Source organism: Gordonia pseudamarae (genome assembly GCF_025273675.1).
In the GTDB taxonomy this organism is placed as follows: domain Bacteria; phylum Actinomycetota; class Actinomycetes; order Mycobacteriales; family Mycobacteriaceae; genus Gordonia; species Gordonia pseudamarae.
In genome coordinates this window covers 2,137,994-2,150,266 of the sequence record NZ_CP045809.1, presented here as the reverse complement: position 1 = coordinate 2,150,266, position 12,273 = coordinate 2,137,994, and the positions used below count along the sequence as shown (strand labels likewise).

Here is a 12,273-nt window from a genome sequence, read left to right as displayed (position 1 = left end):
ATCGGCCCGCCATCCAGGTGAGGATGGCGGGCCGATTCACGTGTTCTGATCAGTCAGGCGATCGTGGTCAGGCGTTGGCCTTCTCCGCGTCGGCCTTCTCCGCGTCGGCCTTGGCCTCGTTGACCTTGTCGTCGTCCACCGGCACGAGGCTGATCTTGCCGCGCTCGTCGATGTCGGCGATCTCCACGCGCAACTTGGAGCCGACGTTCACCACGTCCTCCACCTTGTTGATGCGCTTGCCCTTGCCGAGCTTGGAGATGTGCACCAGACCGTCGCGGCCCGGGAGCAGCGACACGAACGCGCCGAACGCGGTGGTCTTGACCACAGTGCCCAGGAAGCGTTCGCCCACCTTGGGCAGCTGCGGGTTGGCGATGGCGTTGACCCGGTCGATCGCGGCCTGCGCCGACGGGCCGTCGGCGGCGCCGACAAACACGGTGCCGTCGTCCTCGATGGAGATGTTGGCGCCGGTCTCCTCGGTGATGCCGTTGATCGTCTTGCCCTTGGGGCCGATCAGCTCACCGATCTTGTCGACGGGGATCTTGATGGTGGTGATCCGCGGCGCGTACCGGCTCATCTCGTCGGGCTCGTCGATGGCCTCGGCCATCACGTCGAGGATGGTCAGCCGGGCGTCCTTGGCCTGGCTGAGCGCACCGGCGAGCACGTGCGACGGGATGCCGTCGAGTTTGGTGTCCAGCTGCAGCGCGGTCACGAAATCCTTGGTGCCGGCAACCTTGAAGTCCATGTCGCCGAACGCGTCTTCGGCGCCGAGGATGTCGGTCAGTGCGACATAACGGGTTTCGCCGTCGACCTGATCGGAGACCAGACCCATCGCGATACCGGCGACCGGGGCGCGCAGCGGCACACCGGCGTTCAGCAGCGACAGGGTCGAGGCGCACACCGAACCCATCGAGGTGGAACCGTTGGAGCCCAATGCCTCGGACACCTGACGGATCGCGTAGGGGAAGTCCGCGACGCTCGGCAACACCGGCACCAGGGCCCGCTCGGCGAGTGCGCCGTGGCCGATCTCGCGACGCTTGGGCGATCCGACGCGACCGGTCTCACCGGTCGAGTACGGCGGGAAGTTGTAGTGGTGCATGTACCGCTTGGACGTTTCGGGTCCGAGCGAGTCGATCTGCTGGGCCATCTTCACCATGTCGAGGGTGGTGACGCCCATGATCTGGGTTTCGCCGCGCTCGAACAGTGCCGAACCGTGGGCGCGCGGGATCACCGCGACCTCGGCGGACAGCGACCGGATGTCGGTGATGCCACGGCCGTCGATGCGGAAGTGGTCGGTGAGGATGCGCTGACGCACCAGCTTCTTGGTGAGCGAGCGGAACGCCGCACCGATCTCCTTCTCGCGGCCCTCGAACCGGCCGGCGAGCTGGTCGAGGATCTCGACCTTCAGGTCGTCGGTCGCGTCCTCGCGCTCGTGCTTGGCGGCGATGGTGAGGATCTGCGACAGCTTGTCGGTGGCCGCGGCGGCGACGGCGTCGAAGGCGTCGGTCTCGTACGGCGGGAACAGCGGGAACTCGCCGGTCTCCTTCGCCGATGCCGCAGCCAGGGACTTCTGCGCCTCGCACAGGGCGGCGATGAACGGCTTGGCCGCTTCCAGGCCCTCGGCGACGATGGCCTCGGTGGGTGCCTGCGCACCACCGGCGACGATGTCGATGACGTTCTCGGTGGCCTCGGCCTCGACCATCATGATGGCGACGTCGGCGTCGGCGCCCTCACCGGAGACGATGCGGCCGGCGACGACCATGTCGAAAACGGCGCCTTCAAGCTGCTCGACGGTCGGGAACGCGACCCACTGGCCGGCCTTGTTCTCGTCGGTCGGGATGAGGGCGACGCGGACACCGCCGACGGGGCCCGAGAACGGCAGTCCGGCGATCTGGGTCGATGCCGATGCCGCGTTGATGGCGAGCACGTCGTACAGGTCCTGCGGGTTCAGGCTCAGGACGGTGACAACGACCTGGATCTCGTTGCGCAGGCCGTCGACGAACGACGGGCGCAGCGGCCGGTCGATGAGCCGGCAGGTGAGGATGGCGTCGGTGGAGGGACGGCCCTCGCGGCGGAAGAACGAGCCGGGGATACGGCCGGCGGCGTACATACGCTCTTCGACGTCGACGGTCAGCGGGAAGAAGTCGAAGTTCTCCTTCGGCTGCTTGGAGGCCGCGGTGGTGGACAGCAGCATCGTCTCGTCGTCGAGGTAGGCGACCACCGAACCGGCGGCCTGCAGGGCGAGACGTCCGGTTTCGAACCGGATGGTACGGGTGCCGAAGCTGCCGTTGTCGATGACGGCGGTGGCTTCGGTGATCGAGTCGTCGAAGTCTTCGGCGACGTCGGTGTTCACATCGGTCATGTGAGGTGCGGATTCCCTTCGTGTCGGCCGCACAGCGGTCGCGGCCGGGTATGTCTCCGGCAGGGCCGGATCTTGTGGACGGCCCGACGGCACGCCGCGCACCTACACGGTGCGCGCGAGCCACGTCGGGCACGGGTGAGTCAGGGCATGGTGCGGATCAGATACGTCGGCCACGGTCGTCTGTGTCCGGTTCCGCGGAGACGGCCTTCGATCGAAGCGGCCGGAACCCTTGTTCCGGCGGCCACTACCGAGGACCGATCTACCGACGATTCCCGTATTCATCCGGCATATATCTTGACAACAGCCACTCCAACCCTATCACCTCACACCGGCGCCGCCTGCCGGTTCGCAACCGGGCGGGCCTCCTCCCCCGCCGGTTGAGGTGCGAGGAGCGCCGGCGACGAGCCTCGAAACCCGGTGACCCACCGATGTCCCCAACCCCCACAACAGGTTCGACCGCCTCCGGAAAAACCGGGGGCGGCCGAAGCGAGGTATTGGGCGCGAACGTCAGCGACGCAGACCGAGACGCTCGATGAGCGAACGGTAGCGGTTGATGTCGACCTTGGCGACGTACTTGAGCAGACGACGACGGCGGCCGACGAGCAGCAGCAGGCCGCGGCGGCTGTGGTGGTCGTGCTTGTGCTGCTTGAGGTGCTCGGTGAGGTCGGTGATGCGCTTGGTCAGCAGCGCGACCTGCGCCTCCGGCGAACCGGTGTCGGTCTCGTGCAGGCCGTACTCGGCCAGGACGACCTTCTTCTGCTCAGCAGTCAAAGACATGGGGATACTCCCTGTTGGTGCAGTACCGCGCGATGATGTCCGGCGCTCGGGTACCCACCCGGGTGCCCGTTTCCGGTGGTGCGCCGCCGCGGACCGCAGCAACACCGACCGCCGAATCTACCAGCGAACCCGGGCCGTCCCCAAATCAGGAGTCGGTGGCGTCCAGGATGACACGGGTCTTGTCCACGTCACGGTTCATCTCGGCGATGAGGTCGTCGACGTTGGCGAACGGTTCCATGCCGCGGATGCGGCTGACGAAGTCGACGGCGACGTGCTGGCCGTACAGGTCGGCGGTCTTGTCCAGGACGAATGCCTCGACGGTGCGGGTCCGGCCGGAGAACGTCGGGTTGGTGCCGACGGAGACCGCTGCCTGGTAGCGCTCCCCCGGTTCGACCTGCCCGATGACCGGTGACTGTCCCAGGACGGTGAACCAGGCGGCGTACACGCCGTCGGCGGGGATGGCCGAGTACATCGGCGGTGCGACGTTGGCGGTGGGGAATCCGAGGTCCCGGCCGCGTTTCTCGCCGTGCACGATCACCCCTTCGACCCGGTGCGGCCGGCCGAGCGCCTCTGCGGCGCTCTCCACGTCGCCGGCGGCCACGCACGAACGGATGTAGGTGGACGAGTAGGTGACGGCGTGCTCGCCGAACAGCGATATCGCCTCCACCTCGAATCCGAACCGCTGGCCCAGGTCGGCGAGTTTGGTGACATCACCGGCCGCTTTGCGCCCGAATGTGAAGTTGTCGCCGACGACGACGACGGCGGCGTGCAGGTGCTCGACAAGTACTTCGTGCGCGAAATCCTTGGGAGTGCGCGACATCAGCTCAGGGGTGAACGGCATGACACAGAACACGTCGATGCCCAGTTCCTCGGCCAGTTCGGCGCGGCGGGCCAGGGTGGTCAGTTGCGGCGGGTGGGCACCGGGCCGCACCACCTCGGTGGGATGCGGGTCGAACGTCATCAGCACCGACGGGATGCCCCGCTCTTCGGCTGCCGTCGTCGCCGAATTGATCAGCTGAGCGTGTCCCCGGTGGACACCGTCGAACACGCCGATGGTGACCACGCAGCGACCCCAATCGGCGGGGATGTCTTCCAAGCCTCTCCAACGCAACACGCGCACAAGCCTACGACCGCGCGGCCGTTGCAACCACCACGGACACCCCACATGCCGGCGACGGCGACGTGAACGGCGCCACGGCGTGGCGTCCGTCGCCGCGCGTGGATCTCAACCGAATGCCTTACAGTGGCTGGTATGCCCAACTCGCGCGTTCGCTCGGCGCGGCCCTCCGGCCCCGGCACCGGGCGTGCGGTCGCCGACCTGTCGGCGGTGACGCAGGACTACCTGAAGGTGATCTGGACCAGCCAGGAGTGGGCCGAGGTGAAGGTCACCACCAAGATGCTCGCCGAGTCGCTGGGCGTATCGGCGTCGACGGCGTCCGAGGCGATCCGCAAACTCGCCGAGCAGGGACTGGTGTCCCACGAACGCTACGGCGCGGTCACCCTCACCGAGGAGGGCCGCACCGCCGCCATTCACATGGTGCGCCGCCACCGCCTGCTCGAAACGTTCCTGGTGCGTGAACTCGGCTACGGCTGGGACGAAGTCCACGATGAGGCCGAGATTCTCGAACATGCCGTCTCCGACCGCATGCTGGCCCGGCTTGACGCGAAACTCGGCTTCCCCGAACGGGATCCGCACGGCGATCCGATCCCCCGCATGGACGGCTCGGTCCCCACCCCCGACGCCTGCCTGCTCTCGGACCTCGACATCGGCCAATCCGGCCGTGTCGCACGCATTTCCGACGACGACCCCGACATGCTCCGCTACTTCGACGAAGTCGGCGTAGCCCTCGATTCAGTGCTCACCATCCGCGAGAAGCGCCCCTTCGCCGGCACCATCTCGGTCAGCATCGACGACCGGGCCACCGTCGACCTCGGCGACATCGCCGCCCGAGCCATCTTCATCGTCACCAGATGACGAAGCGAGCCAACCCGCAGGGATTCCGATCACCTCAGGCCGGACGTCCACCACCTAAAGACACACTTCGAAGGCTGACCACGCAACGTCGCCTGATCCGTCCCGGGGCACATCATTTGCCGGCAAACCTATGTAAGGCACCGAGGGGTGTTTCGCGGGCAGATTAGGTGAGTCAAACCATACGTTGCACCGCCGACAAACTCCCTCGGTAACCTTGTCGGTATGACTGAGATGGCTACTATCAAGGTCCCTCGTGAGGTGCGTGATCGCGTGCGCGACGCCGCGCGGGCTGACCACCTCACTCAGGGCCAGTTCATCGAAGAGACGCTCCGCCAGCGGCGTAGGGCGCGGTTCTGGGCTGCTCTGGAATCCGAGTCCGTCGACAAGGAGTACCTCAGACACGCTCAATGAGGCAGATGCCGCCTTCGCGGCCGATGCCGACGATGCGATCACCCGCTTCGAAGCAGGCGAGTGACCCGCACTCCCGCCCGTGGCGATGTCGTTTGGGCGAATATGGACCCGACCGTCGGCCGTGAGCAGGCCAAGCACCGGCCCTGGCTCGTCCTGTCCGAGCCGCCGCTGCATCAGGCGCGAAGTCTGGTCATCGCCGTTCCCCTGACGCACACCGACAGAAGCTGGTCCACTCACGTCAACTTCACCCCATCCGCTACCACCGCGACGATTGCAATGTGTGAACAGGTCAAATCCATGTCTGTCACCCGTATCACCCGCGTGGATCCGACCCCCTACCCCACACAACTCGTCGATCAGGTCCACGAGATTCTGACATTGCTGACCGGAGGACGATGACATTCACTCAGGATCTTGCGTGCTGCTCCGCGCCGGCGGCGTAAGGCGCAGTGTCGACGCTACGATCAGGGAGATTCGATGATTGTTGTCTGCGTACCCTCCACCAGGATCGCCTGGTCGTCGTTGAGGAAGGTCAGCTGGTGCCGGGGTGAATAGGTCCGATCAATCTCGCTGAACAGTGTCGGCGGAAAGAGGTCGATCTTGCTGTCCGCGTGGGGCACTATCGCGGTGTCGACGAAACCCAGCCCGCGATAGTCGGTCAGGTCTGGTGCGCTTGCCGGATCATCCATGAGCGACACGGGTTCGATGCTGGTTCCCGCGATCACCGCCCCCGCGGACAGCCCGATGTAGGGCAGTGACGTCGAAGTGCCTTCACCAGGACGAACTTTGTCGATGAGCACCTCATCGAGTCCGTGCCGCCGCAGGTTGCCCAGCAGAACGAAGGTCTCACCGCCGCAGACGTACAGCGCGTCGAGTTCGTCGAGGATGGTGGCCAATTCGTCGGCCGAACCGATCTCGCCCGCGGTGATGCTACGAGGCCGGTATCCGAGCTGTTCGAGGCGGCCATGCTCGGTACCGGCGAAGTCCTGGCCGGCGAAAGGAAGCATTGCGTCGTTGAGGTAGCCGAGCCGGACGTCCGCCGGTGCTTTACCGGTGTGCCGGTCGAGGAATCCTGGAACCGCTCCCGCACCCCATGACAACAACAATGCCTTCACGCACACTCTCCTGCCTACGAACTGTTGTCCCGAGCCCAGCCTACTCAGCGGGCGCCCACACGGCAGTGGCGTTGGTCCGGGACTCTGTCGTTGCCGGGTGTCATGATCGACGAATGACCTACGACGATCAGTCCTGGCACGGCGACGCCCTCGACGATTGGGGTATCGACGATCTTGCCGCGGCGGGTACCCATATCGGGATGTACTACGCGTGGGCCCACTCTCGGGGACTCGTGGCCGACGCCGTTCCCTTCCACAATCCCGGCGGGCCGCCGATAATGCGTCCGGTGACCACCTTTCACCTGCTCACCGAACGGCTGGTCACCCCGGGTCAGTACCTCGGCGACTACTGCTGTGGCGAGATCGACTCGTCCATGCTGACCGACGAAGGCAATCGCTTTACCGAGGCCAGATACAACGACTGCATGCACGCCTACGAGGCTCTGCCGGAGATCTCACGATTGCCGAGTGTGTATCACGCGGAGGACTCGTGGAAACTGTTCGATACCGTGGCACCGGTATTCGACAGGGAATACACGACACGAGTTGGCGGGAATCTTCCTGATCTGGAGGCCGATTCTGTCCGGGAGGCCATGCCGGAGTCAGCGCAGCGTTGCCGGACGGACAACCATCACTGAGCTCGCGCGGCGGCCCTTCTCCTGGATGAGGGCGATGGCCTTGTCGGTGGGATCCACGACGACGTAGATGTCCTTGCGGCCGATCGGTTCGAGCCAGCGGCCCTGGCTGATGGATTCGGCTTCGTCGTCGTCGATGTCGCGGCGCGGGAACGACAGTTTGACGGCCTGGTCGATGTCGAGGCTGACGTGCGGGTTCTCGCGGACCTCGTCCAGGTGCTGGGCGTGTTCGAGCGTGAACGGGCCGACCGCGGTGCGGCGCAACGCGGTCAGGTGCCCGCCGACACCGAGGGCGGCACCGAGATCGCGTGCCAGGGAACGGATATAAGTACCGGCCGAGCATTCGACGGTCACGTCGAGGTCCACGAAACCCTCGTCGTCGCGGCGAATGTGGTGAATGTCGAAGCGGGACACCGTCACCGGGCGGGCTTCGAGATCGAATTCCTTGCCGCCGCGCACCAGGGCGTGGGCGCGCCGGCCGTCGACCTTGATGGCGCTCACCTTGGCCGGCACCTGTTCGATGTCGCCGGTCAGCGCGGCCACGCCCGCCCGGATCGCGTCGTCGGAAACACTTGAGGCGTCGACGGTTTCGAGAACCTCACCCTCGCGGTCGTCGGTGGTGGTGGACGCGCCGAGCCGGATCGTGGCCTCGTACGCCTTCGTCGTCAACGACAACAGGCCGAGGAGTTTGGTGGCGCGTTCGATACCGATCACCAGCACCCCCGTCGCCATCGGGTCGAGGGTGCCGGCATGTCCGATTCGTCGGGTGTTGAAGATCTTTCGGCACCGGGACACCACGTCGTGGCTGGTGATCCCGGCCTCCTTGTCGACGATCAGCAGCCCGGCGTTCTCGATGGAAACATCGGCCATGTCAGGTCAGCGCGATCGAGGTGAGGATGAACCCCTGCTCGACGCGCCACAGGCCGTCGAACGAGGCGAGCGGCGTACCGCCGTCGATCACCGAACCGTCCACCAGCAGCTTCGACACGAACGTGCCCCCGGCCTCACCGGTCTGCTCGAAGGTGATGTGTGCATCCTCGAATCCGAGCCAGCGCTTGGTGAGCGGGAACCACGTCTTGAACGTGGCCTCCTTGGCGCAGAACAGCAGGCGGTCCCAGTGCAGCCCTGCGGGCCGAGTCGCGAGCACAGCGCGTTCCTCGGCGATGCTCGTGTGATCGAGCACCCCCTCGGGCAGCGCCTCATGCGGTTCGGCATCGATACCCAAGGATCGTATCTGGAGCTTGTAGGCCACCACCGCCGCGCGGTAGCCGTCGGTGTGGGTGATGGAGCCGACGATGCCCTGCGGCCAGATCGGGGCGGCCTTCTCCTGCGGCGACCCGGTGGCCGAGCGCAGGATCGGTGCGGGTTCCACACCGAGCTGCGCCATCGCCCTGCGCGCACAGTCGCGGGCGGTGATGAACTCGCGGCGCCGCTTGTCGACGGCGCGGGCGATAATCGCCTCCTCCCCCGGCATCGGCGCGATACCCGGCGGGTCGGCGAACGTCTCCACCGACGCGACACCGGCCGGCACAACCTGCTCGATCACACCCAGATCCTCTCCACGGAACTCCGACCGAAAGTCTAGTGGGAGGCGCCGTCGGCCCAGTACGCCGTATGCCGACCACATCTCCCTCGTCGCGTCGTCGGCGATGATCCAGCCGAGAAGTTCACCGTCCTCACGACGATGCGGGGTCCAGTCAGCGGGTACGGGCATCGGATCTCTCTCCACCGATCACGTGACCCCAAGGATTCACAAGCTCGATGCCCGTAGCGACGAAGTCCGATACGTTGCGAGTCGCCAAAGTCGCACCCCAGAACGAACAGATTGAGGCAATCTGCGCGTCCGCCGCAGCGATCGGCCTGCCGACCCGCTCGAGACCGGCCGCGATGCGCCCGTAGTGGCTCGCAGCGCCATGGTCGAACGGCAATATCCTGTCGCGGAAATCACCTTCGACAATGTCCTCAATCGCTCCGGCGAGTGCGGACTTCCGCCTGCCGCCCGGCAGACGCGCCACCCCGTACAAGAGTTCAGCCTCGGTGACGGCAGTGATGAACAACTCGTCATCAAGCATGCCGTCGATCCACCCGATCACCTGGGGATTCGATTCGGCACGGATCACCTCCGACACCACATTGGTATCGAGGACGATCACTCGTCGAACTCCACCACGCGTGGCATATCGGTGCGGGGAGGCAGTTCCACGTCAAAACCCTCCCCGGCGAGGCGGCGACGGATCCTCGTGGCAAGTCCGCGCTGGCCACGAGGTTCGTCCAGCGTGGCTCGCAATATCTCACGAACCTCAGCCTCCATCGATCGACCGTGCTCGGCTGCACGTATACGCAGCCGGGATTTCAGGTCGTCATCAAGATCCCTGATTGTCAAGGTCGCCACAATTCACCTCCTGCTAGCACTGAATTCAATGCTAGCAGGAGTGGCAGCGATCCCTCCGCTACGATGCGCCGCACGCGTCCCTCTCCGCCGCAGCCACTCGACAATGATCCCCTGGCTCGGGCCGAACAGGTAGACGAGGGCGAACAGGGTTCCCTGGACGACCACGACCATGCCGCCGGGCGAGACGTCCTGGTAGTAGGAGATGTACAGGCCGATCAGGCCACACAGCATCGACGCGATCGGGGCGATGACGAGCATCCGGCTGAATTTGTCGGTGAGCAGGTGCGCGGTCGCGCCAGGGATGATGAGCATCGCCACCACCAGCACTATCCCGACCACCTGGAGCGCGGTCACGGTGGTCAGGGCGAGCAGGCCCAGCAGGAGCGCGCCGAGTACGCGCGGGTTGAGGCCGATGGCGTGGGCGTGGATCGGGTCGAACGCGAACAGCACCAGATCGCGCCGCTTGAGCAGCAGCACCACCGCCACGATCGCGGCGAGCACCGCGATCTGCACCACATCCGAGCGCGACACCCCGAGCACGTTGCCGAACACGATGTGGTTGAGGTCGGTTTGGCTGGGTGTGACCGAGATCAGCACCAGACCGATCGCGAACAGGGTGGTGAACACGATGCCGATCGCGGCGTCCTCCTTGATGCGGCCACGGTCGCGAACAGCGCCGATCAACGCCACCGACAGGAAGCCGAACACCACCGCTCCCAGGGCGAACGGGGCGCCGATGATATAGGCCAGCACCACCCCGGGCAGCACCGAGTGGGAGACCGCATCGCCCATCAGCGACCAGCCGATCAGCACCAGCCAGCACGAGAGCAGCGCGCACACCGCCGACGCGATGAGGGTCGCCAGCAACGCACGCGACATGAACGAATAGGTGAACGGGTCGATCAGATAGTCGATCACGCAGCACCTCCGGGCGCCAGGTCGAGTGGGTCGACACCGAAGGCGCGCACCAGGTTCTCCGGTTTGAGCACCGTCTCGGGGGTGTCGTGCACGAGGACCTTGCGCATCAGCAGGATCGCCTCGTCGGCGAGGGCGGGCAAGGCATGCAGGTCGTGCGTCGACACCAGTACCGTCACCCCGTCGGCGGCCAGTGCCCGCAGCTGCGCGGTGATGGTGGCCTCGGTGCGTTTGTCGACGCCGGCGAACGGTTCGTCGAGCAGCAGGATCGACGCCCCCTGCGCGATGCCGCGCGCCACGAACGCCCGTTTGCGTTGCCCACCCGACAGCCGGCCGATCTGCCGCTGCCGGTACTCGGTCAGCTCCACCCGCGCCAGTGCGTCGTCGACGGCGGCGCGGTCCTCCCTGCGGCTCCGGCGGGTGAACCCGAGCTGCCCGTAGCGGCCGGTCATCACCACGTCCTCCACCGACACCGGGAACTGCCAGTCGATGTCCTCAGACTGGGGGACGTACCCGATCGATGCCGACCGGCGCGCATCGCGGGGTGCCCGCCCGTGGACGGTGACGGTGCCCGCGTCGGGGCGTACCAGCCCCATGATCGTCTTGAACAGCGTCGATTTGCCGGAGCCGTTCATCCCGACCAGCCCGCACACCGTGCCCGCCCGCAGGGTCAGCGACGCTCCGTCGAGTGCGACGATGTCGCCGTAACGGACGGTCACGTCATCGACGACGATCGCCTCCGAATCAATTGCGGTCATCGGTTCACCGGCCCGTCAGCCCAGACACGATGGTCCGCGTGTCGTGGCGGATCAGATCCAGATACGTCGGAACCGGCCCGTTCGCTTCGGACAGTGAGTCAACGTACAAGGTGCCACCGAACCGGGCACCGGTTGCCGACGCCACCTGCTTCATCGGCTTGTTCGATACGGTGGATTCGCAGAACACCGCCGGCACCTGGTTCGCGCGAACGTAGTCGATGGTCGCCGACACCTGCTTCGGCGTCGCCTGCTGCTCGGCGTTCACCGGCCAGATGTAACGTTCGGAAAGACCCGCATCGCGTGTCAAATAAGAGAATGCACCTTCACAGGTCACCAGCGCGCGCTGCTTCTCCGGAATCCCACGCAGTGCCTTCACCAGTTCGTCGTGCACCGCCCGCAACTGCTCTTTGTACGCCACGGCATTGCCTTCGAACGCGGACTTGCCATCGGGATCGAGTTCGGTGAACGCCCGCACCAGATTGTCGACGTAGATCTCCACGTTGAGCGGACTCATCCACGCATGCGGATTGGGTTTGCCCGCGTACGCATCGGAGGCGATGTCGATCGGGGTGACGCCGTCACTGATGACGACATGTTTGACATCGAGGGATTGGACGAACTGCCCGAACCAGGATTCCAGGTTGAGCCCGTTGTCGACGATGAGGTCAGCCTTGGCCGAACGCCGGATATCCCCGGGGGTGGGTTCATAGCCGTGGATCTCAGCACCCGGTTTGGTGATGGACTCCACCCGCAGGCGGTCACCGGCGACCACGGATGCGATGTCTGCCAGGACTGTGAAGGTGGTCACCACCGTCGGCTTGTCGTCGTCCGAGGACTTATCCGTTGAGCATCCGGTCAACACACCCACCGCGACGACGGCCGCGACAACCGCCGAACCCCACTCGAACCGGTACCTTGTCCACATACCCGATACCC

14 protein-coding genes are annotated in these 12,273 nt (G+C 65.8%); 3 read left to right on the top strand and 11 right to left on the bottom strand.

What is annotated here, in order from left to right:
- Positions 1-67 precede the first annotated feature (67 nt).
- The 3 genes from GII31_RS09485 to GII31_RS09475 form a co-directional block, all read right to left on the bottom strand.
- Positions 68-2,359 (bottom strand): polyribonucleotide nucleotidyltransferase, encoded by a 2,292-nt coding sequence (locus tag GII31_RS09485; protein ID WP_213248983.1) that lies wholly within the window; start codon positions 2,357-2,359, stop codon positions 68-70.
- Between the two features lie 507 nt (positions 2,360-2,866).
- The gene (gene rpsO / locus GII31_RS09480) at positions 2,867-3,136 is read right to left on the bottom strand and encodes a 30S ribosomal protein S15 (protein WP_213248981.1); all 270 of its coding nucleotides are present in this window, start codon (positions 3,134-3,136) and stop codon (positions 2,867-2,869) included.
- A gap of 145 nt (positions 3,137-3,281) precedes the next feature.
- Positions 3,282-4,250, bottom strand: a complete 969-nt coding sequence (locus tag GII31_RS09475; RefSeq protein ID WP_213248979.1) for a bifunctional riboflavin kinase/FAD synthetase — start codon at positions 4,248-4,250, stop codon at positions 3,282-3,284.
- A 138-nt stretch (positions 4,251-4,388) separates the two neighbouring features.
- On the opposite strand from GII31_RS09475, the gene GII31_RS09470 reads away from it, so the two are divergent.
- Together GII31_RS09470 and GII31_RS09465 are read left to right on the top strand one after the other, a co-directional pair.
- Complete coding sequence (locus tag GII31_RS09470; protein WP_213248977.1) at positions 4,389-5,111, top strand: metal-dependent transcriptional regulator; 723 nt, start codon at positions 4,389-4,391, stop codon at positions 5,109-5,111.
- Between the two features lie 471 nt (positions 5,112-5,582).
- The gene (locus GII31_RS09465; protein ID WP_213248969.1) at positions 5,583-5,921 is read left to right on the top strand and encodes a type II toxin-antitoxin system PemK/MazF family toxin; all 339 of its coding nucleotides are present in this window, start codon (positions 5,583-5,585) and stop codon (positions 5,919-5,921) included.
- Positions 5,922-5,986: 65 nt separating this feature from the next.
- Here the strand turns inward: GII31_RS09465 and GII31_RS09460 are convergent, their stop codons facing one another.
- Positions 5,987-6,637 carry a Type 1 glutamine amidotransferase-like domain-containing protein gene (locus tag GII31_RS09460; protein WP_213248967.1) on the bottom strand — a complete coding sequence of 217 codons (651 nt, stop codon included), beginning with the start codon at positions 6,635-6,637 and terminating at the stop codon, positions 5,987-5,989.
- Between the two features lie 113 nt (positions 6,638-6,750).
- Here GII31_RS09460 and GII31_RS09455 point away from each other — a divergent pair, with 113 nt between their 5' ends.
- Positions 6,751-7,275, top strand: a complete 525-nt coding sequence (locus GII31_RS09455; protein ID WP_213248965.1) for a DUF7832 domain-containing protein — start codon at positions 6,751-6,753, stop codon at positions 7,273-7,275.
- On the opposite strand, the gene truB is transcribed toward GII31_RS09455, so the two are convergent.
- From truB to GII31_RS09420, 7 genes are all read right to left on the bottom strand, one after another.
- Positions 7,240-8,142, bottom strand: coding sequence for a tRNA pseudouridine(55) synthase TruB (gene truB, locus GII31_RS09450; protein WP_213248963.1), 903 nt, complete (start codon positions 8,140-8,142; stop codon positions 7,240-7,242). The genes GII31_RS09455 and truB overlap by 36 nt on opposite strands.
- A 1-nt stretch (position 8,143) precedes the next feature.
- Positions 8,144-8,818: a 4'-phosphopantetheinyl transferase family protein gene (locus tag GII31_RS09445; protein WP_213250097.1), complete on the bottom strand. Its 675-nt coding sequence runs from the start codon at positions 8,816-8,818 to the stop codon at positions 8,144-8,146.
- A 151-nt stretch (positions 8,819-8,969) separates the two neighbouring features.
- On the bottom strand, positions 8,970-9,425 hold the full coding sequence (locus GII31_RS09440) for a type II toxin-antitoxin system VapC family toxin (RefSeq protein ID WP_213248961.1): 456 nt from the start codon (positions 9,423-9,425) through the stop codon (positions 8,970-8,972).
- The gene (locus GII31_RS09435) at positions 9,422-9,664 is read right to left on the bottom strand and encodes a FitA-like ribbon-helix-helix domain-containing protein (RefSeq protein WP_213248959.1); all 243 of its coding nucleotides are present in this window, start codon (positions 9,662-9,664) and stop codon (positions 9,422-9,424) included. The genes GII31_RS09440 and GII31_RS09435 overlap by 4 nt, the downstream gene beginning before the upstream one ends.
- Before the next feature lie 3 nt (positions 9,665-9,667).
- A complete protein-coding gene (locus GII31_RS09430) occupies positions 9,668-10,543 on the bottom strand; it encodes a metal ABC transporter permease (protein ID WP_246222285.1) in 876 nt (291 codons plus the stop codon).
- 35 nt (positions 10,544-10,578) lie between these two features.
- Positions 10,579-11,337 carry a metal ABC transporter ATP-binding protein gene (locus GII31_RS09425; protein ID WP_213248957.1) on the bottom strand — a complete coding sequence of 253 codons (759 nt, stop codon included), beginning with the start codon at positions 11,335-11,337 and terminating at the stop codon, positions 10,579-10,581.
- A 4-nt stretch (positions 11,338-11,341) separates the two neighbouring features.
- Positions 11,342-12,262 (bottom strand): metal ABC transporter substrate-binding protein, encoded by a 921-nt coding sequence (locus tag GII31_RS09420; protein ID WP_213248955.1) that lies wholly within the window; start codon positions 12,260-12,262, stop codon positions 11,342-11,344.
- Positions 12,263-12,273: the final 11 nt, after the last annotated feature.

What these genes read in the sequence shown, in the direction of transcription:
- GII31_RS09485 (WP_213248983.1), bottom strand. Translation starts at nt 2,359, where the DNA reads ATGACCGATGTGAACACCGACGTCGCCGAAGACTTCGACGACTCGATC.
- rpsO (WP_213248981.1), bottom strand. Translation starts at nt 3,136, where the DNA reads ATGTCTTTGACTGCTGAGCAGAAGAAGGTCGTCCTGGCCGAGTACGGC.
- GII31_RS09470 (WP_213248977.1), top strand. Translation starts at nt 4,389, where the DNA reads ATGCCCAACTCGCGCGTTCGCTCGGCGCGGCCCTCCGGCCCCGGCACC.
- GII31_RS09455 (WP_213248965.1), top strand. Translation starts at nt 6,751, where the DNA reads ATGACCTACGACGATCAGTCCTGGCACGGCGACGCCCTCGACGATTGG.
- truB (WP_213248963.1), bottom strand. Translation starts at nt 8,142, where the DNA reads ATGGCCGATGTTTCCATCGAGAACGCCGGGCTGCTGATCGTCGACAAG.
- GII31_RS09430 (WP_246222285.1), bottom strand. Translation starts at nt 10,543, where the DNA reads ATGTCGCGTGCGTTGCTGGCGACCCTCATCGCGTCGGCGGTGTGCGCG.
- GII31_RS09425 (WP_213248957.1), bottom strand. Translation starts at nt 11,337, where the DNA reads ATGACCGCAATTGATTCGGAGGCGATCGTCGTCGATGACGTGACCGTC.
- GII31_RS09420 (WP_213248955.1), bottom strand. Translation starts at nt 12,262, where the DNA reads ATGTGGACAAGGTACCGGTTCGAGTGGGGTTCGGCGGTTGTCGCGGCC.